The organism is Methylobacillus pratensis (assembly GCF_054072455.1).
Map to the genome: position 1 here is coordinate 1 of NZ_JBSUSR010000001.1, position 23,366 is coordinate 23,366.

The window sequence follows — 23,366 nt, forward strand, 5'->3', positions numbered from 1 at the left end:
GCTGGAATGGCGACGCCGGCGCGAAACGGCGCGACCATGCGCTGCCCGGCAGCGGAAGCGCGGGATGCGGCAGCGCGAAGTCGGCGTTCCAGGCCGGTTCCGCCGCAGCAGGCGGCGGTGCCAAAGGTGCGATGGCGGGCTTGGGCAACGTCGCCAAGACCGGCGCGCAGTCTGCCGGACGCGCTGCCGCATCCCGCGCTTCCGCTGCCGGGCAGCGCATGGTCGCGCCGTTTCGCGCGGGCTGGAATGGCGACGCCGGCGCGTCAGCCGGCCAGGCCGCCACCAGCGAAGCCCCCGCAGGCGCTGCCGCTGCACAGCCCCCCGAGCAGCCTGCCTGGGCCAAGCGGCTGCAACGCCGCCAGCAACTCACCCATGCCGCGACCACCACCGCCCACACGCTGCGCGGTGGCGATGGCGGCGGCTCAGGGCAAGGCCCGAGCCTGCGCGGCTCCGACGACTGACGCGATTCACAAGGAGAACTGACCATGCGATTCAAGAAACCGCAGGTGCGCTACGCCGACACGCCGCAGCCTGCCACGCCGTACCAAGCCGCCGGCCAGGTGTGGGACGACCGTATCGGCTCGTCGCGCGTGCAGGCGAAGAACTGGCGGCTGATGGCCTTCGGCTGCCTGACGCTAGCGCTGCTGATGGCCGGCGGCCTGGTGTGGCGCTCGGCGCAGTCCATCGTCACGCCCTACGTCGTGGAGGTGGACAACGCGGGCCAGGTGCGCGCCGTGGGCGAAGCCGCCACGCCATACCGGCCCAACGATGCGCAGACCGCCTACCACCTGGCGCACTTCGTGACGCTGGTGCGCTCGCTGTCCATCGACCCCATCGTCGTCCGCCAAAACTGGCTGGACGCCTATGACTACACGACCGACAAGGGCGCGGCCGTGCTCAACGACTACGCGCGGGTCAACGACCCGTTTGCGCGCATCGGCAAGGAATCGGTGACGGTGCAGATCACCAGCGTCGTGCGCGCCAGCGAATCGTCGTTCCAGATGCGGTGGACGGAGCGCCGCTACGTCAACGGCGCCGCGGCGGGCCTGGAGCGGTGGACGGCCGTGGTGTCCATCGTGCTCCAGCCGCCGCGCACCGAAGAACGCCTGCGCAAGAACCCGCTGGGCATCTACGTCAACGGCCTGTCGTGGAGCCGTGAACTGGATTCTTCCGAAGGAGCAAAACCATGAACCTGTCTTTCCGCTTTTACGCTTTGCCGTTGATGCTTGTTGCCCTGGCGGGCTGCGCCACGCAGGGCAAGCCGCCGCCGACCATCTCGCTCGATGAGCCGGTGCAGGCCCAGCCGCTGCCGGAGCCGCCCGCGCCGGTGGAAGTCGTGGCCGTTCCCGAAGTGCTGCCGATGCCGGCGCAGTTGATGCCGGTTCCCGAGGCCGAGGACGCCAAGCCCACGCCCGAGCCGGCCGACGAGAAGGTGCGCGTTTCGCGGGCCAATGCCGAGGCCCGCGTCGCGCCCACGCGCGAGGGCTACGTCAACGCGATTCAGGTGTGGCCGTTCACCGATGGCGCGCTCTATCAGGTCTATGCGGCCGTGGGCCGCGTGACCGTGGTGTCGCTCCAGCCGGGCGAGGAACTGGTGACGGTGGCTGCCGGCGATACGGTGCGCTGGATCGTGGGTGACACGTCCAGCGGCAGCGGTGCCGACCTACGCGTCAACGTGCTGGTGAAGCCCATCCGCTCGGGCCTGAAAACCAATCTGGTCATCACCACCAGCCGCAGGACGTACTTGCTGGAGCTGACTTCCACGGACAAGACGTGGATGGCGTCGGTGTCCTGGGAGTACCCGCGCGACCGGATGCTGGCCTTGCAGCGCCAGGCGCAGGCGGCCAGCGCCGCCGCGCCGGTCGATAGCGGCCTGTCGCTGGAGAACCTGCGCTTCCGCTACGCGATCAGCGGCAGCAATCCGCCGTGGAAGCCACTGCGCGCCTTCGATGATGGCGCGAAGGTCTATATCCAGTTTCCCGCTGGCATCGCGCAAGGCGACCTGCCGCCGCTGTTCGTGATCGGGCCGGAAGGTGACGGGCAACTGGTGAACTACCGCTTCCGCTCGCCGTACTACATCGTGGATCGCCTGTTTGGCGCGGCAGAGCTGCGCCTGGGCGGTGACAAAGGCGACGTGGTGCGGATCGAGCGCACGGATGGCGTGGCACGGAGGAACTGACCATGAGCCAGGACGACACCCCCGACCTCGCCACGCCGCAGGCAGGCAAGGTCGCGCCCGAGGCGGTGGCGCTTCGCGCCCAGCCGCGTGCCGTGACCCGGTTGAACCGGCGCACGCTGGCCGTCCTCGTCGGCGGCCTGTCGGTCGCCGTGCTCGGGGCCACGATCTGGTCATTGCAACCGCACCGGCGCGGCGCGGGCGAGCAGACCGAGCTTTACAACGTCGATCGCGTCTCGAAGTCCGAAGGGCTGGACGGCCTGCCGTCCGACTACTCGAAGCTGCCGCCGAAGGTGCCCGAGCTGGGGCCGCCGCTGCCGGGCGACCTCGGCCCGGCCATCGTCGCCTCGCAGCAGCCGGCCGTGGCCGCTTACGCGGCCCCCGGCCACGATCCCAACGACGCCTTGCGCAAGGAGGCGGAAGCCGCAGCGGCTTCGTCGGTGTTCTTCCGCTCGGGCGGCCAGGGCCAGGCCGCCCCCACGGCCACGGTGGCGCAGGCGACGCCGGGTGCCCCTGGTGCTGCCAGCGCACTCGCGGCCTTCGACCCGCTCGCCGCCGGGCCGGCCTCTGTGGCGGCCCAGCTTGCCGCCCCAGCCGCTGCGCAGAGCCGGCAAGACCAGAACGAGGCGTTCCTGCAAAGCGGTTCTACGGAAACCCGCAATTCAGGCCATCTGGCGCTGCCGGCCTCGCCGTATCAAGTCATGGCCGGGACAGTGATCGCGGGCGCACTGGTGACGGGCATCAAGTCCGACCTGCCGGGCGACGTGATCGCCACGGTGACGGAGCCAGTCTATGACTCGGCCACGGGCAAGTTCCTGCTGATCCCGCAGGGATCGCGCATCCTCGGGCGCTACAACAGCCGGGTCAGCCACGGGCAGAGCCGCGTGCAGGTGGTGTGGAACCGGGTCATCCTGCCCGACACGTCCTCGCTGACGCTCGACAACCTCATCGGCACCGACCCGGCCGGTTACTCCGGCCTGGAAGATGACGTGGACTGGCACTGGGATCGCATCGTCGCGGGCGCGGTGCTGACGACGCTGCTGGGTGTCGGTGCCGAGCTGGCCGCGCCGGAGAACCGCCAGGACGGCAACCGCATCATCATCGCGGGGCGCGACAGCGCCCAGGACAGCATCAATCAGGTCGGCCAGGAGATTACCCGGCGCAACATGGACATCCAACCGACGCTGACCATCAGGCCGGGCCTGCCGGTTCGCGTCATCGTGAACCGGGATCTGGTGCTGCGGCCGTACCAGCCGCTGTTCTTCAACCGGGGGGCTTCGCAATGAGCACGAAGAAACTGCGGCTCGGGCCGCTGCCCAAGACCGAGAACGTCAAGCTGACCTTTGCCTGCCGGACAGCCTGAAAGCCGACCTCGACCGCTACGCCGCGATGCACGCGCAGGCGTATGGCGAGGCGGTCGATGCGGCGACACTGATCCCGCACATGCTGGAGGCGTTCATGGCAGGGGATCGGGGCTTCAGGAAGGGCACCACGACGCGAAGCGTGCCGTCCAAGCCGACATGATGGCCGCGGACACTGCCCAGCAGCATCCATCAAATGCGCGGCCCAAGGCCGCGCGTTTTTCATTCTGGATGCCACCAAGAGCCGCCTGGGCTATGATGACAAAACAAGCCCGCCGTCCCTCGGCAATCCAGCACGACACAGTGCGATGCGGCTTTCTCTCCCAACGCTCCTATGTGGCTCCTAGCCCATGAGGCCACACCTCGCCAAAGTGGCCGAGAAAAGAGCTAACCTACTGTCCCATATGCGGTTTCAAGTCCTGCGTGATTTTCACGAAGGACTTGACACCAGAACTTTTTTGAAGCCTATGCCGCGCGTTATCCGGATAAGGATGCGGAAACGGTGGCACGCGATTTTGTGGCGTTGATCCGGGGCGGGTTCGAGAAAGGCTATGCCGAAGCTAAGGATATTCTTAGCGGCTTGAATGTGCTGGGAGAGGGCAGTGCCGTTGCGGCAGGGATTGCCAAGACATATGATCTGGTACAGAAGGGATATGACGATTTTCTCGAGGCTAAACTCTCTGCGATCCGTGGCGGCACCGACCAGCCAAGCAGGCCTCAAGAGTAAGAGTCTTTAAGGCAATAAAAAACCACCCCAAGGGTGGTTTTTTATTTTGTTCGTCAAGCAATCAGCTTCAGTTCCTTCAGCCTTGCCCGCAGGATATTGCGGCTAATGCCCAGCAACTTGGCCGTGTGAACCTGGTTCTTGTTGCTGAACTCGTAGGCCTTTTCCACCAGAACCGCGTTGACCAGCTCGAAGAGATTGGGCGGGGGCGATTCAAAAAACTGGCCGAGGACACGTTCCAGTTGATAGGTTTCTAGCGTGGTAAGGGGCTGCGCAGGATAGTGAGCATGAGGCGTTCCGCTGCCCAGCTTGTTGCCTGCGTACGTTGTCAATACAGGCTTTGCTTCTTGCTTTTCCAGCGGTACTGTTCCAATCGGAGGCAAGCCCAAGTCTTTGGGATAGAGGGTGCCTGAGGTTGAAATCAATAATGCGCGGTGGATGACATTCTCGAGCTCGCGGATATTTCCCGGCCACGGATAATGAAGCAATTGCTGAATGGTTTCTGCCGCGAGCTTGGGGATGTCGGTGTGCAGGCGCGACTTGTAGACATTCAGGAAATGCTCGACCAGCGGCAGGATATCGCCCGGACGCTCGCGCAACGGTGGCAAATCGACAGGCACCACCTTGATGCGGTAGTACAAATCTTCGCGGAAGCGCCCGGCGCGCACGGCTTCTTCCAAGTCCACGTTGGTGGCGGCTATCAGGCGGACGTCGATCGGTGTGGATTTACGGGAGCCCAGGCGCACGACTTCGCGCTCTTGCAGCACCCGCAATAGTTTGACCTGGGTTGATTGGGGCAGGTCGCCTATTTCATCAAGGAACAGGGTGCCGCCATTCGCGGACTCAAACCAACCGGTCTTGGCGCTGGTTGCGCCTGTGAAGGCGCCGCGTTCGTAACCGAATAATTCGCTTTCCACCAGGGTTTCTGAAAAAGCTCCGCAATTGATGGCCTGGAAAGGGCCGTCGCGCCGATTGCTTAGCGCATGGATATGACGGGCAATCAGCTCCTTGCCAGTGCCGGTTTCGCCAATGATCAGGGCGGTGGCGTTGCTGGCGGCAATTTTTTCAATCAGGTTCAATAACCCCTGGGACCTGGGGTCGCTGAAAACCAGCGCGCTTGCGCGCACGGATAAGCTGACAGAGCTGGGATTGGGGTGCGTGATGACGTGATCAGCGCTTTCGAATGCCCGCTCATAATTCCATAGTTCAGCATGCATTGCTTAGGACTTTCTATGTAGAAACTTCCCACAATATACGCATAATCCTTTAGCTGGTCTAAAACTATATTTTTATATTTATATTCTTTTTTGGAATAAAAAGCTGTTGGAAAACGGTTGTTGTTTCCTGAGCAATTATTCAATGGCATTCACTGTTTGTATTGCAACAACTGTTGATTTTGAAACAGATGGGTTGGAGTCCAATACTTTTTATATTGGATGTATGTGTATGAAATACATAGGGTATTGTGCAATTTTATAGGATGGATTGGTCTTGGCATGTGTTTTGCCACTTTAGTTATCAAAATGCCCGGCAGCTCCGCCTGCCTTTCATGATGACTACAGAGGTGAATGATGACCATAACCGCAATTGAGACAGAAAACGATCTAGAAGCTTTTGCTGCACAGGTCTTGGCTGATGCCAAGATCGCGTTTGCCGCGTTTCGCAACACCGGCACCATTACTGCAAACGGGACGGTAGGCTTTGTCGAGCGCGTGCCCGGCGAGGAGAAGCTGGTCATCGTGAACGATCCCGGCCCGTTCAATTGGGATGGCCGCGGATTGCATGCGGTTGTCGTGGATTTTGAGGGCAATGTGGTGCTGGGCAAGGGCAGCGGAGCCGGCTCGACCCGTTACACCAAGCTCTTTAAGGAGCATGCGGATATCACGACGATTTCACATGTGCACTCCCCGTATCTCGGCGCTTGGGCGCAAACCCACCGTACATTGCCAATTCGTTATGTTCCGGTGCAGCGTTATAACCTGATTCGTGAAATTCCTATATATATCGACCGCCGCCAGCAGGAAGTGGATTTTATCCTGGACCAGATCAAGCTCAATCCGCACAACACGGCAATCCTGGAGGCCAATGGCGGCTCTACCGTCTGGGGCAAGCAGGGTTTGCGCAAGACCGCCGAATTCATCCTCATTCTTGAAGAAGGCGCACAAATCCAGACCTTGGCAGACGCGATCGGCGGATCCCGCGATTACGGTCCTGGCGTATTGGCGCAGCAATGGAGGATGGCCAAGATTTACGACCAGGCCAAGGGCTTGAACCTGCTGCCAGCTACTGACCTGGGTTAATCGAGGGGTCGGCAATGAGCGAGCTAATAAATAGTGTAGACCAGATCTGGTTTACCCGTTGTCCGGTACCGACCGCGACCGGCATTGCCTATAAGCTGGGCTGGCTGGATGAGGAATTTGCAAAGGATGGCATTACAGTCTCCACTCTGCAGGACGGCCCGCGCGAGTACAACCGGCATCACTATGACCACCAGTTGCCTACCCTCATCCGTGAGGGAGGCAATTTGCTGGCGATCGCCGCCCGTGCGCAATATGCGCCTACGCGCCTGATCGGGCTAACATGGATAGACGAGTGGCAGGCGATCCTGGTGAGGCCGGATTCCGGAATTACCGAGCCGCACCAGCTCAAAGGCAAACGCCTGGCATTGCCTGCCTTCGTCGATCACCCGATCAAGGACCACGTGCGCGGCAGCAGCATCGCGCGCGGCATGAGCCTGCATGGATACAAAGGCGCGCTCGGCATCGCAGGCTTGACGCTGGATGACGTCGAGCTCGTCGAAGTGGCCGCAGCCGGGGCAGGCCGTGGAGATGGCAGGCGCAGCCGGGAGGTGGTGGGGAGTCTGTGGGCAGGGCTGGACGAACTGGTTGCAGGGAATGTCGATGCGGTCTACGTCAAGGGCGCTTCCGCCGTCGAGGCAGCCAAGCGCTTAGGGCTTGTGGTCGGGATTGACCTCGACAGCTATCCCGACAAGAGCGTGCGGGTGAACAATGGCACGCCGCGGCCCATCACGGTGCATGAGGATTTGCTGGAGAACCATTTCGACCTGGTGGTCCGCTTCCTTTACCAGACGCTGCGTGCGGCTGATTGGGCCAAGCACAACCTGGAAGGCGTGCGCAGCATTCTGCAGGACGAGACCTTTGCCGGCGCCGAGAGCGTGGCGACGGCATACCGCAACGATTTCCACCTGCATCTTGAGCCGACATTGTCACCCGATCGTCTCGAGCTATTCCGCAAACAGAAGAGTTTCATGTGGATTCATGGCCTGCTAGACCGCGATTTCGATTTTGACGCATGGGTAGATCAACGTCCGTTGCAGGAAGCCAAGAAGCAGTTAGAAGCAAAGGTCGCCTGATCTTGGCACGACATCATTAATTTTGAGTAACAAGGTTGTGAGCAACAGTAATGATTTTCAAGACTGTCTCCTGAGAGCCTGTTCCATGTCTTTTCATAGGGTGCGCATAGCATCAAAACGCGGCTGATCAAGGCGCAGGCCGCAGGTGATGCTCATTGCCTCGCCAAGGACTGCAACGTAGAGCAGCCGCGTTTTGATGCTATGCCCTTTGGGTTGCCCTCCAGTGCAGCCGCTGCTACGTTGCAAATCCTCGCCGGGCAATGAGCACGTCTGCGGTTTGCGCCTTGCATCGACAGCACTGGAGGAACAACGCACCCTATAAAAAGACATGGAACAGGCTCTTAATCGGTGTGTTTTACCCGACAACGGGCGAGCGCACTGTTTTTTCATTGAATGCTCGTGAGCTTCGAATACCCGGCACTGGATTTTGAAGCAGGACTGACATGTTTTGGAGTGATTTAAATGTTGCATAGAAAAATTTATCATCTGGCGCTGGCCGCCATGATGGCATTGCCGGCTTCTGTTGGCTTTGCCGAGGAAACACCCAAGGTCGTGCGGATTGCCGCAGTGGTATACAATATTGCGGGCAAGACCACTTACCTCAACGGCGCCGCAGTGCTGACCGAAGGCGGGCTGGAAGAGACGCTCGCGAAAAAAGGCGTGAAAATCGAATGGGTGCCTGCCTCCCATTCCGCTGTTGGCCCGATCATCAACGAAGGCTTTGCCAGCGGTAAAATCGATTTCGCCTCTTATGGCGACTTGCCTCCGGTGATCCTGAATGCCTCCAGGCCCACTGTGCAATTGGTAGCGCCCTGGGGACGCAGCGGTAATTCCTATCTCGTGGTGCCGGCAAAATCCAAGGCCAGTACCATTGAGGACCTGAAAGGCAAAAAGATTGCCTTGCACCGCGGCCGCCCCTGGGAAATCGCGTTTGCCAACCTGATTGAGTCCAAGGGCCTCAGTTTCAAGGATTTCAAGATCGTCAACGTGAATCCCCAAGTCGGTGCAGCTGCATTGGCTAGCGGCACGGTGGACGGCTTCTTCGGCCTCAACGATGCGCATATCCTGGAGCAGCGCAAGGTCGGGCGCATCATCTGGTCCACCAAGAACTCGCCGCCAGACTGGAAACTGATGGGCGGGCTATGGGCCAGCAACGATTTTATTAAGAAATATCCCGAGCTTACCCAGACCATCGTGACGGCCTATGTGAAGACCAATTACTGGACTTCGCAGGATGCGAACAAGGACAAGTACATCAAGGAATATGCCACCAATGCCTTGCCGGAAGATGTGGTGCGCAAGGATTACGACAATGACATCGTCGCCTGGAAGGACCGTTGGTCCCCGCTATATGATGACGCCCTGAAGACGCATTACCGCCGTGTAGCGAGTTACGCCAAGCAATCAGGCTTGGTGCGCAACGAGGTCAAGCTGGATCAATTGCTTAACCCGCAATTCGTCGAGCATGCGCTCAAGGAGCTAAACCTTGAGCATTACTGGCAAAGCCAGCAGATCAAGCAGGCTCAGCTTAGTCCAGCAATGGGTAAGGGGAAATGATGAAGTTGACTGTATTGCCTGCCTTATTGCTGGCAGGGTTCCTGGGCTATTTTCCTACTGCCCATACCGAAGACCTCAAGGTGGTCCGTATCGCCTCGGTGGCAACCAACGTCGGCGGCAAGACGGTGTATACCGGTAGTGCTTCTCTTGTCGTCAATGGTGCTTTCCCGGAAGAGTTGCGCAAGCAGGGCATCAAGGTGGAATGGGTGCCTGCGGCGATGGCATCGGTCGGCCCCGTGATCAACGAAGGCTTTGCCAGCGGCAAGATCGATTTCGGCATCTACGGCGATTTGCCGCCCATCATCCTCAATGCCAGCAAGCCCACCGTGCAGCTGGTGGCACCTTGGGGCACGACTTCCAATTCCTATTTGGTTGTGCCCAAGAACTCTACAGCCAAGAGCATCAAGGACCTGAAGGGCAAAAAGATCGCCTTGCACCGTGGCCGCCCGTGGGAGCTGGCTTTTTCCAACCTGTTGCAGAGCGAAGGTCTGACGTTCAAGGACTTCAAGATCGTCAATGTCAACCCGCAAGTCGGCGCTGCCGCCTTGGCGAGCGGCACTGTCGATGGTTTTTTCAGCCTGTTCGATTCCTATATCCTGGAGGATAGGGGAGTAGGCAAAATCATCTGGTCCACCAAGACCGCGCCGGTCGATTGGAAGCTGATGGGCGGGGTATGGGCGCGCAATGATTTTGTGAAGCAGAACCCCGAGGTGACCCAGGCCATCGTCACTGCCTACCTGAAAAGCGTGCACTGGGTGGCGCAGGATGAAAACAAAGAAACCTACATCCGGGAATATTCCAACAAGATCTATCCCGAAAGCGTGAACCGCAGAGAATACGACCAGGACAACGTCAGCTGGCGCCAGCGTTGGTCGCCGCTCTACGATGCAGCCTTGCAGGAGCATTACCGTAAGGCGGTGGCCTATGCGCAGGCATCAGGGTTGACGCGAACGCAAGCGGACGTCCAGCAGATGCTGAATCCGCGATTTGTCACCACGGCATTGCGGGAGCTCAAGCTCGAAGGTTTCTGGGCTCCACACTAAGGGCCGCGATCCAGGCTATATGGCTCTGTCGGAGGTAGTCGTAAGGCAAAGGCAGGGTACGACGCCTGGATAATTCGTTAATTGCTCTGGATTGCAACTTATAACAGCAGCGCTACTTTTACGCTGCTGTTTCATTTCCACCAGTAGGTCCTGTTTTTATAGCAACACTTAGATTGTATTTTTTGCTTCTAAGGCAACAGTTTGGTCGCTGGTGACTGTTCCGGATTTTTCCAAGCCAATGAATTTTAATAACAAGTCGATTTTCCCAAGGATTTGGCACGGGGATTGCTTATATATAACCAAATTGTATTTTTAATTCTCTTTATATGTTTTTATTAAGAGATATTAGAAAAAGTTATTTGGAGTGATGTGCCGCAGGGCACCCAAAAGCCCAGGCGGCAGAAAGAAGCAAGAATGAGTGCATTGAATACAGTGCTGAGTTTTAAACGGGAACAGGCACTGCATGATGAACTGCAAAACGAGCAAAACGCAAAGCAGCAATTAAACCTGAGGCCAGTCGCCTTAACGATAGAGCGTGTCGAAAAAGCCTTCCAGCTTTCGGGGGAGCGCCTGCAGGTGCTGTCCGACATCAACCTGGACATTCGCGCAGGCGAGTTCATTTCGATCGTGGGCGCCAGTGGTTGCGGCAAATCGACTTTGCTGAAGCTGATCGCCGGGCTCGATACCTACTATGGCGGAGACATCGTATACCAGGGCAAGCGCATCCAGGGTACCGACCTCGATCGCGGGATCGTGTTCCAGGAACACCGCTTGTTTCCCTGGTTGACGGTGGAGGCCAATATCGAGCTGGCTTTTGCCGCCACCGAGACCACCAAGGCCGAGCGCAAGCGCCGCGTGCAGGCGCAGATCGACCTGGTGGGATTGTCGGGTTTTGAAAAAGCCTATCCCCACCAGATTTCCGGCGGGATGTCGCAACGCGTGGCGATTGCCAGGGCGTTGGTATTGCGTCCGCAATTGCTGCTGTTGGACGAGCCATTTGCCGCACTGGACGCTTTGACCAGATTGAAACTGCAACAGGAACTGCAACGCTTATGGGAGCAGGAGGGTTTGACCACCATCCTGGTGACCCATGATGTGGAGGAGGCTGTGTTTTTGGGGGACCGCGTAGTGGTGATGCAATCCCACCCAGGCTGCATCAAGCGCATCGTCCCCGTCGACCTGCCGCGTCCGCGCGTGCGTTCCACGCTGGAATTCCAGCGTATCAAGGATGACGTGCTGACGGATTTCGTCTAGCACGCCGCAACGGAACATACAAAGGAGGATATACGTGTCTACATCTGCCTTGAGGCCTGCTGGCAGGTTGCTTGAGAGTGGCGACATCCTGCCGAAAAGGGATGAGCTGGCGAAGCGCGTTGCCGAGGCAGGCAAGCGGCTGGACCAGGCGTTTGCCTTGCGCCAGAAAGAATTTCAGGAAGAAGCGGCCGTCCCGGGCGGCGGCAGGAATTACCTGGCCCTGGGCCTGGTGGTGATTGCCGTGCATGTGGTCGGGGCTTATTTCTATATCAATGCGGATCATGCGCCGATCGTGCCCAAGCCGCGGCCGGTGGAAATCGAGATCATCAAGCCGGTGATCGAGCCGCCGCCCGAGGTGAAGCCGCCACCGCCGCCACCTCCACCACCGCCCAAGAAGGTGGTGAAGCAGCCGCCGCCACAGCCCAAGCCGCAACCGGCGTTGAAGACGCCGGAGGCCGAGCCCGACATCAAGCCGGACGACATCGTGGTGCAGGAAAACACCACGGCGGAAAGAACCACCGCGCCGGTAGAGGCAGCGCCGCCCGCGCCCCCACCACCGCCCGAGCCAGTGAAGGAAGAGCCGGTGACCGAGGCTATGGGCTATGCAGGCTACTTGAACAACCCTGCGCCGAAGTATCCATCCTTCGCGCAACGTCAAGGCTGGCAAGGCACGGTGGTATTGCGGGTGCGGGTATTGGCCAGCGGCAAGGTCCAGGGCGTGGAAATCAAGAAATCCAGCGGCCGCAAGACATTGGACGAGGCTGCGATAGAGGCGGTGAAAGGCTGGGAGTTTGCGCCGTCTAAGCGCGGCAATACCCCGATCGATGGCTGGGCTACCGTGCCGATTGAATTCAAGCTGGCTTCATAAACCTTATTTGACGTAAATATTTGAAGGAACATTAAAGATGTTTGATATTTCAGAATCCAATTCATTAATTGTCGACGGCGTGCTCTATGCGCTGATTGCATTTTCCGTGGTGACCTGGACCTTGCTGTTGGTCAAGGGCTACCAGCATTGGCGCGCAGCCAGCCAGACCAAGCGTTACAAGCAGGCGTTCTGGAGCGCTCCCAATATCATTGCCGCCTCCGAGATCCAGGATGTCGACGGTCCCGCGGCACGCGTGGCGCAGGCGGGCTTCAACACCTTGCGCGACGTGGACGGCCATGCCTCGCATGACCTCGAGCATACCGGCGACCGCCAGGACCTGCTTGAGCGCTCCCTGCGCCAGCAAATTCTCAAGGAACGTCGCAGCCTGGACAGCGGCCTTGCCGTATTGGCCAGTATCGGCAGCACCTCGCCGTTTGTCGGCCTGTTCGGCACGGTATGGGGCATCATGAACGCGCTGACCAATATCGGCGCGCTGGGCTCCGCCAGCCTGGAAGTCGTCGCCGGCCCGATCGGCGAAGCCTTGGTGGCGACTGGCCTCGGTATTGCGGTTGCGGTGCCTGCGGTGCTGGCATTCAACTTCTTCACCCGCCGGCTCAAGCTGATCAACGGCGACCTCGATGATTTTGCCGCCGACCTGATCCGCCTTTCCCGCAAGGCCAACTTTGCCGGCAGCAAGCCTGTCGAGCTTGGTTCAACCAAGCAAGAGACTTCTTCTTCCGTGGTCAACCTGAAAAATGAGGCGGTTGCATAATGGCTTTCTCGACAACTAGCGAATCAGATGACGTATTGAGCGAGATCAACATTACGCCCCTAGTGGACGTGATGCTGGTGCTCCTGGTGGCGTTCATCGTCACCATCCCGGTACTCAATAACGCCATCACGGTGAACCTGCCCAAGACGGCGGCCACGCAGCCGCCCGAGCCGAAAAAGCCGGTGACGGTGAGCGTGGATGCGCAAGGCAAGGTGTTCGTGGACAAGCAAGAGGTACCGGTGACGCAACTGGAGTCGGAATTGAAATCGCGCCATGCGGCCAATCCCGACCTGGCATTGCACTTGAGTTCCGACGAAGCCGTGAATTACGGCGTGGTGGCCAAGGTCATGGCTTCCATTGAACGCGCCGGCATTACCAAGCTGGCCGTGCTGACCCAGGCGGAATAAGGGCGGTTATAAACCCTCCTGGCATTGCTGCTCTGCCGAGCCCTACTACTTGTACTCGGCAGAGCGCCTCGCTAGGGGAGAGGGTTGCGCTGAGTTCTGTTAGCCGCTCTAGCGGCTTCTATCATCTAGCGGGAAAGAGCTATATTTATGAGCATAGGTATCAGGGTCGCACTTGGCATCAACCAGGCCGACCCGGTGTTTCGCCGTCGCAGCAGGTTGCGCCTGGCGGCGTTTATCTCCCCGATTGCGTTTCTCTTGCTGTGGGCATGGGTCACCAAGCTGGAGATTTTCTCTCCGCAATTACTGGTTTCGCCGTCGGAAGTGCTCGCCAGCCTGCATGAGCTGCTGGATTCGGGCGAATTGTGGGCGCATTTGTCAGTCAGTTTGTCTCGTTTAGGGATGGGCTTCCTGATCGGCGCGGGTTCCGGCCTGCTGTTCGGCATCCTGATGGCATTGTCACGCACGGTGGAGGACTTTTTCTCGCCGTTGTTCCAGGCATTGCGCCAAGTGCCGACCATCGCCTTGATCCCGATCTTCATCCTGCTGTTCGGCATCGGGGAGGTGTTCAAGATCGCCATCGTGGTCAAGGCCGCTTTCTTTACCGTGGCGCTGTCGTCATACGAGGCCACCAAGGGCATACCCAAGCATTATTTCGAGGTGGCGCAGGCATACCGGCTGCCGAACCGCACCCTGTACACCAAGATGGTGATCCCCGCGATCCTGCCGCCCATCCTGACGGGCTTCCGCATTGCCTTTGCACGGTCATGGACCATCCTGGTAGCGGCGGAGCTGCTTGCCGCCGACAGCGGGCTAGGCCATATGATGCAGATGGGGCGCGAGATTTTTCGCATTGATATCGTGATGGTCGGCGTGGTGCTGACCGGACTCATCGGTTTCGGCATCGACCGTCTGTTCAAGTGGGGCGAGGCCAATCTGATTCCCTGGCGCAAGGTTGAAGCAAAATGACAACGCAGACTTTATCCAGATACCGTATTTTGCAAAGCGGCCGCGGCTGGCTGATCCCGCTTGCGCTGCTGCTTGTGTGGGAAGTAATGTCGCGCCAGAGCGCGGAACATGCCTATGCATTCGCCTCTATCTCGCAGATTTACCACGGCTTGCTGGAGATCATCTCGACAGGCGAGCTGCAGCAAGGCATCGCTGCCAGCCTCCAGCGCGCTTTCCTTGGGCTGCTCATCGGCGGTTCGATCGGCTTCGGGGTCGGTGCGGTGATGGCCTTATGGCGTGTGGCGGATGTATTGATCGGGCCGCTCTACCATATGTTGCGACAGGTGCCGCTGATGGGGCTGGTGCCCCTGTTCAGCCTCTGGCTGGGCAATGGCGACCCGTCCAAGCTGGTGGTGGTGTGCCTGTCGGCGTTTTATCCCATGGTGCTGGCGACTTACGAAAGCCTGCACCAGGTGGAGGACAAGTACAAGGAAGTCGGGGATGTCTACAAGCTGGGTCGTCGCAAGACCTTCTTCAAGATACTCCTGCCCGCGGCATTGCCCAGCATCTTTACCGGTGTTTCGTTCGCCTTGGCGTTTGCCTGGCTGGCGACTATCGGCAGCGAGATTCTGTTCAGCGCCGGTGCTGGACTGGGCAATATCATGATGAATGCGCAGGCCGCGTCACGCATGGATATCCTCATTATCCTCACCGCCTTGATCGGTTTGCTGGGCTACCTGATGAACCTGGTCATCCAGCGCGTGGGCCGCTACTTGTTCCGCTGGCGTAATCTGCGCTAGTCTATATCCCAAATAACGCAGTGCGTTCCTGCACTGCCGCCATGCCTGGCTCCCCGGGCATGGCGCATAACCCTGCTGTATGAAAGCCCGGTTTGTGAATCTCCGTTCCTATCCCTTGTTGCGATGTTTGTGGCTCTATCGGCGTACGCCCGTACGTTTCTGGATTTCCGCCGCCTTGTTTGCCCTCGCCAACTTCATGCTGGCCTGGCAGCAAGGCATGATCGCGCGTGCCGTGCACGATGTGGAGCAGAGCGTGGCCGTTGTCGCGGATGCGGCTGGCAACCTGGATGCCAGCGTTGCCTGGCATTGGCTGCTCGTCATTGTTGGCATTGCCGCAGCCCGGGCATTGCTGATGTACTTTGTCGGCTGGCTGTCGCTGGTGATCCAGCAAGACCTGCTGGGATATTTGCGCGAGATGATCCTGGTGCAGGTGCAGCGGCTGGACCTGGCCTACCACTGGCTGCACGGCGCGGGCGAGATCGTCACGCGCACCACGCGCGACGCTGATAAGCTGCGCGATGCCTTGATCAGCTTCTGGCGGCAGGTGGTCGACACCTCGTTCATCGTCATCGCCGCAGTCGGCTTCCTGTTCTGGTATCACCCGTTGCTGGGCATTGGCCCCTTGTTATTGACGACCCTGGGCTTCTACATCCTATTCCGCCAGACCGACCATTTGGTACAGCTCGACCGTGCCGTGGGGCAGGCGTTCGACAGCGTGAACCAGGACCTGACGGAAGGGGTGAGCGGAGTGCGCGTGATCAAGGCCTTCAGCCTGGAATCCACCCGCGTGGCGCAGTTCGAGCGCCATGTCCGCTTCTTTGTCGGCCAGGCCCTGGAAGCCTTGCGCTACTCGGCAAGCAGGATACCCATCCCCCAGTTCGTCGTCGGGCTCGGGCAGGTATGGGTGCTGGGCGTGGGCGCATATCTGGTCTACACCCGGCATTTGAATTACGGGGAGCTGGTGGCTTCCCTGTTGATGGCTACCACGCTGGTATTCAGGGTGGAAGGGGTGGGAAGGGTGATGCAGGTGTTTGCCGATGCGCGTTCGTCGGCGGCGCGCATATGGGAGTTGCTGGACGCCTTGCCCGAGATTGAAGGTGGAACGCTGGATATTCCCCAAGGCAAGGCGCTTGGCGTCCGGCTGCAGCAGGTGGGCGTCGAGCCTCCAGGCGGAGGCAATCCGGTGCTTGACCAATGCAGTTTTGAACTCAAGCCCGGCGAGGTCGTGGCGCTGGTCGGAGCGACAGGCTCAGGCAAGAGTACCCTGGCAAGCTTGCTGCCCAGGCTTGCCGATGCCAAGGCGGGCAAGATCGAGCTGAGGTGGGATGATGAATGGCACGATGTCCGCGATTTCACCCTGGACGCCTTGAGGCGCGCGATCCATGTCGTGCCGCAGGAAGGTTTCTTGTTTTCCGACAGCCTGGCCAGCAATTTGCGCCTGGCGGGCCAGGACGCAACGGATGAGGAGCTGCTGTGGGCATTGCGCATGGCGTCGGCAGAAGAGGTGCTGGCACGGTTGGAGTCGGGCTTGGAGACGCGAATCGGCGATAGGGGCATTACGCTCTCGGGCGGACAGCGGCAGCGGATCTGCCTTGCCCGCGCCTTGATAGGCAAGCCCTCGATCCTGGTGCTGGACGATGCCACCAGTGCGCTGGATGCCGTGACCGAGCGCACGGTATTGAACAATATTCGCCGCCTGCCTGAAGACAAGGGCCAGGCGGTTTCGGTGCTGATGATTGCCAGCAAGCTATCCACCATCCTGTTGGCGGATCGCGTGCTGGTGCTTTCGGGCGGCAGGATCATTGCGGAAGGGACGCACGCAAGCCTGGTGGAAGACAGTGCGGAATACAGTGAATTGATGGGGGTGGATAGTGGCCAGTGATAAAACACCCGCACTGCGCGTGATGTCAGACATCGAGCTGGAGGAAATGCTGGCGCAGCAGAAATTGCAGCGCGGCATGTTCTGGCGCCTGCTGCCTTTGCTTCGCCCGGTGAAGCATTTCGTGGCCGGGGCCATCATTGCTGAGATAGTGCTGGTCGCGCTCGTGTTCCTGCGGCCTTACATGATCGAGCAGGTGATTGACCATGGCCTGGTAAAAGGACTGGCGGGAGGCTATAGCCTCAATACCCATATCATCCTGTGGGCCTTGGTCGGCATGACCATCTCCTGGGCTGGGCGTTTCGGTCTGGCAGGCGTTTCCCAATTCCTGTCCGGCTCGGCGGCGATCCGGGTGTTGAACAGCTTGCGCGTGAGCGTGTTCAACCATGTGCAGCACTTGAGCGTGGGCTATTTCGACCGTACCAAGTCCGGCCGCATCGTCTCGCGCATAGACCGCGACGTCGACAGCCTGGAGCCGTTGATGATACAAGGGCCGCCCGAGCTGTTGTCGGCCTTGCTGCGCAGCGTGGTGGCCGGGATACTGCTATGGCTGACCTCGCCGGTGTTGTTCCTCAGTCTGGCCTCGGTGATTCCCTTGCTGTTCGGGGCGACATGGCTGTTCAAATACCTGGCGCAGAGCAATTACGCCAGGGTGGCGGAAAACCGCGCGCGCTTCACTGCGCACCTGGTCGAGACGGTGGCCGGCGTACGCCTGATCAAGCAGGCGGTGCAGGAGGAAAACAACCGCGCCCGCTATCGCGTGCTGATCCAGGACTTCATCAACGCCTTGATCCGCAATACCCTGATGTCGGGCTGGTTCTCGCATTTTACCGGCGTGCTGACGACATTGGGCATGATGCTGCTCATCGTCTTCGGCGGCCATGAAGTCGCCTTGGGACATATCAGTTTTGGGCAGATGGCCGCCAGCATGTTCTATGTCTTCATGTTCCTCGGGCCGTTGCAGGAACTGGGTGATTTGTTCGAGCGCTACATCAATGGCGTGGCCTCTGCCCAGCGCATCTTCCTGCTGCTCGACACCCAGCCGGAGATCCGCGATGCCGAGCATCCGACGCCGTTGCCGCAGGTGCGGGGCGATGTCGAATTCCGCGACGTGGTGTTCTCCTATCATCCGGACGGCGAAAACCCGGTCATACGCAACCTGAACCTCAAGGTGGAGGCAGGCGAGGTGCTGGCGATCGTCGGGCCTACGGGCCATGGCAAGAGCACGCTGGTGCAATTGCTGACGCGCTTCTACGAGGTGCAGGGCGGCGCGGTCCTGGTCGACGGCAAGGACGTGAAATCCGTGGCGCAGCATGAATTGCGCCATCATGTCGGCGTGGTGCTGCAGGACAACGTCCTGTTCAGCGGCACGATCATCGACAACCTGCGGCTGGCAAGGCCGCACGCCAGCGAACAGGAGCTGATCGCCGCCGCGGAGGCATTGGGCGTGCACGACATCATCAGCCGCTTGCCGCATGGCTACCAGACCGAGGTGGGCGCCCTCGGCAGCCATTTAAGCCATGGGCAGCGGCAACTGGTCTGCCTGGTACGGGCCTATCTGGCAGACCCGGCTATCCTGATCCTCGACGAGGCTACTTCCGCCGTGGATATCCAGACCGAGCGCAAGATACAGCATGCCTTGCGGCGCTTGTGCGAAGGGCGGACCGCCATCATCATCGCCCATAGGCTTGCCACTATCCGCGATGCCGACCGCATTGCCGTGATCCGCGACGGCCAGGTGGTGGAGCAGGGCGCGCATGACGTATTGATGCGCCAGGGCGGGCATTATGCCGCGCTGTATCATGCCTATGAGGCCGGGCAGGAGTTTTAAAGCGGCAGCAATTGCAGGTTGGGTTTGTTGAGCTGTTTCAGCAGCAGCTTGTAGGTATCGATATCGAAGATGAACGCCGTCTTGGTGTGGCGCATCATATCCAGGCTGTCGTGGTCGTCCGCCGTGCCAAGGTAGCACCAGTGCTCAAACACATGCACTGCGGACTTTCCATTCTTGGCATTGGTTTCGCGGATGCCGATCTTGCCGGGGTAAGGCCATGGCTTCAACCGGAGGCCGATCAGCGCCTGCTTCAGGCGCAGGTAGTGCAGCTCCGGCGGCTCTTGGTTGCAGCATACCCCCTTGCAACGTTTGAGCTGATATGAAAAGCAAGGGCCATTGCCGCTTTCCAGCCCAAGGTGTTGCGGGCAAAGCCCGTGCTCCTGGGCAAGCTGGCGCAAAGCGTCCATGGCTTGGCGCTTGGTGCGATAGTTGCCGTAGAGTTCGCCCAGCAAGTCTTGCGTCATATCCTCCTGGGCGACCAGGGTCAGCAGGGGATGCTGCCCGGCGGATGGAGCCAGGTGCCATGAGCAAAGCTGCTGCTCGCGACGCAACTGCCGGTTATGTATCGGCTGGCGCTCCTTGACCAGCCTGGCTTCCAATAACAACGCGCCAAACTCCCCGGCAGTCTCTATCCATTCGATATGCTTGATTTCCTGGACGATACGCATGCCGCGTGCGCGTGCATGGTCGCTGTTGAAATGCGACAACACGCGATTGCGTAGGTTGACGCTCTTGCCTACATAGAGGGGAAGGGCGTTTTCGCCGTAAAAGAAATAAACGCCGGGTGTTTCCGGTATGCCTTCTATCAATTGTGGATCAATGTCGGCAGGTAGCGACTGGCCTTTGAGCAACTCCTCGGCCGTGGCTTGCAATGTTTCCAATCCATGCTCGGCTTCTGCAATATGCAGGAATTCCGCCATCACATCCACGTCGCCCATGGCACGGTGTCGTGCCGCGCAGACGATGCCGTGGCGCGCGATGATGGCATCCAGGCCGTGGCGCTTGTATTCGGGATAAAGCTGGCGCGACAGCTTGACGGTGCAAAGCACATTTTGTCGCAACGTCATGCCCAGGCGCTTGAACTCGTTTTTGAGGAAGCCGTAATCGAAGCGTACGTTGTGCGCGCACAATACCGCCCCGTGCAGGTGGGAAAGTAGCTCGTTGGCGACATCTCGGAACAAAGGTGCATCCTTCACCATGGCATTGCTGATGCCGGTAATGGCATTGATGAAAGGCGAAATGTGCATTTCAGGATTGACCAAGGTCTGCCAGCGTTTGACCTCGACCCCGTTCTCGTAACGGATCAGGCCGATTTCGGTAATACGGTCCGTCACAGGGGTAGCGCCTGTGGTTTCAAGGTCTAGCAGTACGTAAGCGGGCAACATAGGTGCGGGGGAAACTCGAATATATGGATGATTGTACAGCAGGCCAAACGCCTGATCGAACACCCGCAACTCATATGTGACCAGAGTAGCCGAACTCAGTCTTGTGGCACGAGATATGCTTAATGCTTATATAACATCAGACAAGGTCATATCGGTATATGACTGCATTAGTGCAAACAGGCTATTGAGCCTCTAACATAGTAGTTTCATTATTGTGATTAAGAGTCAGGTTGAAGAAATCTATTAAGAGATGTTTTGTAATACAGCTTTCACATGGCCTGCTTATGATTAATTTACCCACATGAATAAAGGAGAGTATTATGGATGAAGTGGAATATAATCAGTTGGTTGCAACCGATGATTCTGACAAAGTACACGAAGTCGATGACCTCGTAATTGCTTTACGGGCTGCCGGCACGCCTTTTACTGATGACATTATTCAGTCCGTGATAGATGAAAGCGTAGGATATTGAGTTGGATTTAATAGGGGAGCAAATGAAAAAGGCTTGCATGTCGCAAGCCTTTTTCATTTGTTAAGTCGAGTACGGTTTTTTGGCATTGCTATGCTCGACCATGATCTTTGCATATGAATAATTGATTAGAAAAGGAAATTCTCGATAAGCTGGAATAGGGTATTTTCGGGTCGGAAAATTCTGCCTATTTTTTGCAGAAAATAGTTGACCACGCCTCGCCAGGCCAGTATAGTAGCGGCTTCTCGATTCCCCGATAGCTCAGTCGGTAGAGCAACGGACTGTTAATCCGTGTGTCCCTGGTTCGAGCCCAGGTCGGGGAGCCAAATAGAGAAAGGCCCACAGCAATGTGGGCCTTTTTTCTTTCAGTTTTATCTAAAATTTCATCGTAGTCCGTATCGTGTTGCTTTCTAGCAACATCCATTAAGTGAGCCCGTAGAACCTGTATTTTCTGAAATCAATAAAAAATGCCCGGACTAGCCGGGCATTCGTTGGATCAATCAATCCTTATTTATTGGGCTGAGGGGTGAGCCTCAGGTAAGGCTTGACAGCTTTGTAGCCCTTGGGGAATTTTTGCTTGAGTACTTCCGGGTCGGTGATCGAGGGCACGATGACGACGTCGTCGCCGTCTTCCCAGTTGGCGGGGGTAGCAACGCTGTGGTATTCGGTCAGTTGCAGCGAGTCGATCACGCGCAGGATTTCGTTGAAGTTGCGGCCTGTGCTTGCGGGGTAGGTCAGCGTCAGGCGGATTTTCTTGTTCGGGTCGATGATGAATACGGAGCGCACGGTGGCGGTGGTGCTGGCGTTGGGATGGATCAGGTCGTAGAGCTCCGACACCTTGCGGTCGGCATCGGCAATGATGGGGAAGTTGACTTCCGTGTCCTGGGTTTCGTTGATGTCGGTGATCCAACCCTTGTGCGAGTCTACCGGGTCGACGGAGAGCGCAATGGGCTTGACCTTGCGCTTCTTGAATTCTTCCGCAAGCTTGGCGGTAGCGCCGAGTTCTGTTGTGCAAACGGGCGTGTAATCAGCAGGATGGGAGAACAGGATGGCCCAGCTATCGCCCAGCCACTCATGGAAAGAGATAGTGCCGATGCTGGAATCCTGGGTAAAGTCGGGTGCGGTGTCACCCAAGCGTAGTGTTGCCATGTTGAGGCCTCCTGATTGATTCTCTGACTAGTATTGATGGCCTGGTTCTACAACGGCCGTCAAATGAATAAGGCAGCCCTCATTGTATGAAGGCTGCCTCGATTTTAACCATACTGCGCCAGCAGTTGTTATGGTTATTTGTTATATGCTTATTATGCCGCCTTTTGCGAAAGCGAACGCAGCACTTCAGCCAGAGGGGCCGGATCTATCCATGCCTTGACGTCGAAGTCCGCCTTGATGAAGCCCCATTCCAGCAGGAAGTTCTTGTAGCCTTCCAGCGCGGCGATGAATTCCGGGTTCAGATCGGTACCTTGGTGCAGGTGGATGTCGTTGCCATAGGCCTTGCGCACGTACTCGTCGGTAGAACCGGATTCCTTGGCAATGTAAGCCACGGTTTCAGCTTCGTGGGCCGCTGCCCAGTCGCCGGCATCGACGATGCGGCGCAGGAAGCGGGCTACCAGGTCAGGACGCTGGCGCAGGAGTTCGCCATCGACCGTGATGGGGCGTGGGGCGCCGTTATTGGCGCGGACTTTCGGGTCGGGGTGGTTGCGTACGTCGTAGACAATGGTCAGGCCGTTGGCTTCGGCGGCTTCGTAACCACGTGCGCCCTTGGTGAAGATGACATCGACCTTGCCGCTCTTGAGAGCTTCCAGCTCGGTTGCATAGGCAACGCGGGTGCCATTGCCCCAGCCAAAGCCAGGCGCGGATTGCGGCACTTCAAAGTCGATCAATTCCACATCCTTGGTGGAAAGGCCTGCTATTTCCAGCGTGACGACAATGCCGCGCAATGCGCTGGCGCGTTGATGGTCGATACTGATGCGGTTCAATGGCAATGCGATTTTCTTGCCTTTGAGGTCCTTGGGCTCCTTGATGCCGGAAGCAGGCAGGGCAAGGAGCAATTGGGCTTCGTCGACCCAATTGAGGCCGATGACCTTGGTATCTGCGCCATTGGCGCGGGCCCAGATGGCCGGGACGTTGCCGCCTTGGCGGAAGGAGTGCGGCAGCTTGTGGTCATAGTGCGATTCGAGCAGTTCCGGGTCGCGGGTTTCCTGCAGGGTGTTGATCGTGATGTTGTCGGGCTGGAATTCCTGCTTGAACCAGTCCTGGCGGGCTGCAAGGCCGAGCGGGGTGGGGACCGGGCAGCGTGTATACCAAAGGGTATCAACGGATGTGTTTTGAGAGCTTGCTGACGACATGAAGAGTCTCCTTGTAATTGAGCCTGCGCAGATGGACAGGTTGGAGCCTTATTAGTGGCATGTTCCATGCCAGGGTAAACATAGAAGTATTAATTGTTGAAATTATCTATATATCAATTGATTAATATAATTTATTAATGTTATTTATTATTAGGTGGTGATTGTAAATCAACAGT

21 protein-coding genes, 1 tRNA gene and 2 pseudogenes are annotated in these 23,366 nt (G+C 58.5%); 20 read left to right on the forward strand and 4 right to left on the reverse strand.

Annotated elements, in window-relative coordinates:
• From ACW4YW_RS00005 to ACW4YW_RS00030, 6 genes and pseudogenes are all read left to right on the forward strand, one after another.
• A pseudogene (locus ACW4YW_RS00005) lies at positions 1-461 on the forward strand (hypothetical protein); the annotation flags it as partial.
• Positions 462-485: 24 nt separating this feature from the next.
• Positions 486-1,190, forward strand: a complete 705-nt coding sequence (trbF, locus tag ACW4YW_RS00010; RefSeq protein ID WP_457135674.1) for a conjugal transfer protein TrbF — start codon at positions 486-488, stop codon at positions 1,188-1,190.
• Positions 1,187-2,179, forward strand: a complete 993-nt coding sequence (trbG, locus tag ACW4YW_RS00015; protein ID WP_457135675.1) for a P-type conjugative transfer protein TrbG — start codon at positions 1,187-1,189, stop codon at positions 2,177-2,179. Before trbF ends, trbG begins: the two co-directional genes overlap by 4 nt.
• 2 nt (positions 2,180-2,181) lie before the next feature.
• A complete protein-coding gene (locus tag ACW4YW_RS00020; protein ID WP_457135676.1) occupies positions 2,182-3,462 on the forward strand; it encodes a TrbI/VirB10 family protein in 1,281 nt (426 codons plus the stop codon).
• Positions 3,463-3,565: 103 nt separating this feature from the next.
• Positions 3,566-3,700: a DUF2274 domain-containing protein gene (locus tag ACW4YW_RS00025; RefSeq protein ID WP_457135677.1), complete on the forward strand. Its 135-nt coding sequence runs from the start codon at positions 3,566-3,568 to the stop codon at positions 3,698-3,700.
• Between the two features lie 303 nt (positions 3,701-4,003).
• A pseudogene (locus ACW4YW_RS00030) lies at positions 4,004-4,264 on the forward strand (DUF5610 domain-containing protein); the annotation flags it as partial.
• A 53-nt stretch (positions 4,265-4,317) separates the two neighbouring features.
• On the opposite strand, the gene ACW4YW_RS00035 reads toward ACW4YW_RS00030, so the two are convergent.
• A complete protein-coding gene (locus ACW4YW_RS00035; protein ID WP_457135678.1) occupies positions 4,318-5,478 on the reverse strand; it encodes a sigma-54 interaction domain-containing protein in 1,161 nt (386 codons plus the stop codon).
• Positions 5,479-5,832: 354 nt separating this feature from the next.
• Here ACW4YW_RS00035 and ACW4YW_RS00040 point away from each other — a divergent pair, with 354 nt between their 5' ends.
• The 12 genes from ACW4YW_RS00040 (at position 5,833) to ACW4YW_RS00095 (ending at position 18,990) form a co-directional block, all read left to right on the forward strand.
• Positions 5,833-6,561: a class II aldolase/adducin family protein gene (locus ACW4YW_RS00040; RefSeq protein WP_457136479.1), complete on the forward strand. Its 729-nt coding sequence runs from the start codon at positions 5,833-5,835 to the stop codon at positions 6,559-6,561.
• A 14-nt stretch (positions 6,562-6,575) separates the two neighbouring features.
• Entirely contained in the window at positions 6,576-7,634 is a 1,059-nt protein-coding gene (locus ACW4YW_RS00045; protein ID WP_457135679.1) for an ABC transporter substrate-binding protein, read from the forward strand.
• 462 nt (positions 7,635-8,096) lie between these two features.
• Complete coding sequence (locus ACW4YW_RS00050; RefSeq protein ID WP_457135680.1) at positions 8,097-9,191, forward strand: ABC transporter substrate-binding protein; 1,095 nt, start codon at positions 8,097-8,099, stop codon at positions 9,189-9,191.
• Positions 9,188-10,234 (forward strand): ABC transporter substrate-binding protein, encoded by a 1,047-nt coding sequence (locus tag ACW4YW_RS00055; RefSeq protein WP_457135681.1) that lies wholly within the window; start codon positions 9,188-9,190, stop codon positions 10,232-10,234. The genes ACW4YW_RS00050 and ACW4YW_RS00055 overlap by 4 nt, the downstream gene beginning before the upstream one ends.
• 414 nt (positions 10,235-10,648) lie before the next feature.
• On the forward strand, positions 10,649-11,488 hold the full coding sequence (locus ACW4YW_RS00060; RefSeq protein ID WP_457135682.1) for an ABC transporter ATP-binding protein: 840 nt from the start codon (positions 10,649-10,651) through the stop codon (positions 11,486-11,488).
• Between the two features lie 34 nt (positions 11,489-11,522).
• A complete protein-coding gene (locus tag ACW4YW_RS00065; RefSeq protein WP_457135683.1) occupies positions 11,523-12,356 on the forward strand; it encodes an energy transducer TonB in 834 nt (277 codons plus the stop codon).
• Positions 12,357-12,393: 37 nt separating this feature from the next.
• On the forward strand, positions 12,394-13,128 hold the full coding sequence (locus ACW4YW_RS00070) for a MotA/TolQ/ExbB proton channel family protein (RefSeq protein ID WP_457135684.1): 735 nt from the start codon (positions 12,394-12,396) through the stop codon (positions 13,126-13,128).
• Positions 13,128-13,535, forward strand: a complete 408-nt coding sequence (locus ACW4YW_RS00075; RefSeq protein WP_457135685.1) for an ExbD/TolR family protein — start codon at positions 13,128-13,130, stop codon at positions 13,533-13,535. Before ACW4YW_RS00070 ends, ACW4YW_RS00075 begins: the two co-directional genes overlap by 1 nt.
• 147 nt (positions 13,536-13,682) lie before the next feature.
• The gene (locus ACW4YW_RS00080) at positions 13,683-14,501 is read left to right on the forward strand and encodes an ABC transporter permease (protein WP_457135686.1); all 819 of its coding nucleotides are present in this window, start codon (positions 13,683-13,685) and stop codon (positions 14,499-14,501) included.
• Entirely contained in the window at positions 14,498-15,280 is a 783-nt protein-coding gene (locus ACW4YW_RS00085; protein WP_457135687.1) for an ABC transporter permease, read from the forward strand. The genes ACW4YW_RS00080 and ACW4YW_RS00085 overlap by 4 nt, the downstream gene beginning before the upstream one ends.
• A 79-nt stretch (positions 15,281-15,359) precedes the next feature.
• Positions 15,360-17,162: an ABC transporter ATP-binding protein gene (locus ACW4YW_RS00090; protein ID WP_457135688.1), complete on the forward strand. Its 1,803-nt coding sequence runs from the start codon at positions 15,360-15,362 to the stop codon at positions 17,160-17,162.
• Positions 17,152-18,990, forward strand: coding sequence for an ABC transporter ATP-binding protein (locus tag ACW4YW_RS00095; RefSeq protein ID WP_457135689.1), 1,839 nt, complete (start codon positions 17,152-17,154; stop codon positions 18,988-18,990). The genes ACW4YW_RS00090 and ACW4YW_RS00095 overlap by 11 nt, the downstream gene beginning before the upstream one ends.
• Here ACW4YW_RS00095 and ACW4YW_RS00100 read toward each other — a convergent pair.
• The gene (locus ACW4YW_RS00100) at positions 18,987-20,375 is read right to left on the reverse strand and encodes an exonuclease domain-containing protein (protein ID WP_457135690.1); all 1,389 of its coding nucleotides are present in this window, start codon (positions 20,373-20,375) and stop codon (positions 18,987-18,989) included. The two genes, ACW4YW_RS00095 and ACW4YW_RS00100, sit on opposite strands and share 4 nt — an antisense overlap.
• A 320-nt stretch (positions 20,376-20,695) precedes the next feature.
• Here ACW4YW_RS00100 and ACW4YW_RS00105 point away from each other — a divergent pair, with 320 nt between their 5' ends.
• Both ACW4YW_RS00105 and ACW4YW_RS00110 read left to right on the forward strand, forming a co-directional pair.
• Positions 20,696-20,848: a hypothetical protein gene (locus ACW4YW_RS00105; RefSeq protein ID WP_457135691.1), complete on the forward strand. Its 153-nt coding sequence runs from the start codon at positions 20,696-20,698 to the stop codon at positions 20,846-20,848.
• A 247-nt stretch (positions 20,849-21,095) separates the two neighbouring features.
• Positions 21,096-21,171: transfer RNA gene (locus ACW4YW_RS00110), tRNA-Asn, on the forward strand.
• A gap of 181 nt (positions 21,172-21,352) precedes the next feature.
• Here the strand turns inward: ACW4YW_RS00110 and ACW4YW_RS00115 are convergent.
• Complete coding sequence (locus ACW4YW_RS00115; protein WP_457135692.1) at positions 21,353-21,994, reverse strand: peroxiredoxin; 642 nt, start codon at positions 21,992-21,994, stop codon at positions 21,353-21,355.
• A 152-nt stretch (positions 21,995-22,146) separates the two neighbouring features.
• Positions 22,147-23,190 carry an ABC transporter substrate-binding protein gene (locus ACW4YW_RS00120; protein ID WP_457135693.1) on the reverse strand — a complete coding sequence of 348 codons (1,044 nt, stop codon included), beginning with the start codon at positions 23,188-23,190 and terminating at the stop codon, positions 22,147-22,149.
• Positions 23,191-23,366: the final 176 nt, after the last annotated feature.

Bases quoted from the DNA above. Each gene is read 5' to 3' on its own strand.
- trbF (WP_457135674.1), top strand. From the start codon at position 486: ATGCGATTCAAGAAACCGCAGGTGCGCTACGCCGACACGCCGCAGCCT.
- trbG (WP_457135675.1), top strand. From the start codon at position 1,187: ATGAACCTGTCTTTCCGCTTTTACGCTTTGCCGTTGATGCTTGTTGCC.
- ACW4YW_RS00020 (WP_457135676.1), top strand. From the start codon at position 2,182: ATGAGCCAGGACGACACCCCCGACCTCGCCACGCCGCAGGCAGGCAAG.
- ACW4YW_RS00025 (WP_457135677.1), top strand. From the start codon at position 3,566: ATGCACGCGCAGGCGTATGGCGAGGCGGTCGATGCGGCGACACTGATC.
- ACW4YW_RS00035 (WP_457135678.1), bottom strand. From the start codon at position 5,478: ATGCATGCTGAACTATGGAATTATGAGCGGGCATTCGAAAGCGCTGAT.
- ACW4YW_RS00040 (WP_457136479.1), top strand. From the start codon at position 5,833: ATGACCATAACCGCAATTGAGACAGAAAACGATCTAGAAGCTTTTGCT.
- ACW4YW_RS00045 (WP_457135679.1), top strand. From the start codon at position 6,576: ATGAGCGAGCTAATAAATAGTGTAGACCAGATCTGGTTTACCCGTTGT.
- ACW4YW_RS00050 (WP_457135680.1), top strand. From the start codon at position 8,097: ATGTTGCATAGAAAAATTTATCATCTGGCGCTGGCCGCCATGATGGCA.
- ACW4YW_RS00055 (WP_457135681.1), top strand. From the start codon at position 9,188: ATGATGAAGTTGACTGTATTGCCTGCCTTATTGCTGGCAGGGTTCCTG.
- ACW4YW_RS00060 (WP_457135682.1), top strand. From the start codon at position 10,649: ATGAGTGCATTGAATACAGTGCTGAGTTTTAAACGGGAACAGGCACTG.
- ACW4YW_RS00070 (WP_457135684.1), top strand. From the start codon at position 12,394: ATGTTTGATATTTCAGAATCCAATTCATTAATTGTCGACGGCGTGCTC.
- ACW4YW_RS00075 (WP_457135685.1), top strand. From the start codon at position 13,128: ATGGCTTTCTCGACAACTAGCGAATCAGATGACGTATTGAGCGAGATC.
- ACW4YW_RS00080 (WP_457135686.1), top strand. From the start codon at position 13,683: ATGAGCATAGGTATCAGGGTCGCACTTGGCATCAACCAGGCCGACCCG.
- ACW4YW_RS00085 (WP_457135687.1), top strand. From the start codon at position 14,498: ATGACAACGCAGACTTTATCCAGATACCGTATTTTGCAAAGCGGCCGC.
- ACW4YW_RS00090 (WP_457135688.1), top strand. From the start codon at position 15,360: ATGAAAGCCCGGTTTGTGAATCTCCGTTCCTATCCCTTGTTGCGATGT.
- ACW4YW_RS00100 (WP_457135690.1), bottom strand. From the start codon at position 20,375: ATGTTGCCCGCTTACGTACTGCTAGACCTTGAAACCACAGGCGCTACC.
- ACW4YW_RS00105 (WP_457135691.1), top strand. From the start codon at position 20,696: ATGGATGAAGTGGAATATAATCAGTTGGTTGCAACCGATGATTCTGAC.
- ACW4YW_RS00115 (WP_457135692.1), bottom strand. From the start codon at position 21,994: ATGGCAACACTACGCTTGGGTGACACCGCACCCGACTTTACCCAGGAT.
- ACW4YW_RS00120 (WP_457135693.1), bottom strand. From the start codon at position 23,190: ATGTCGTCAGCAAGCTCTCAAAACACATCCGTTGATACCCTTTGGTAT.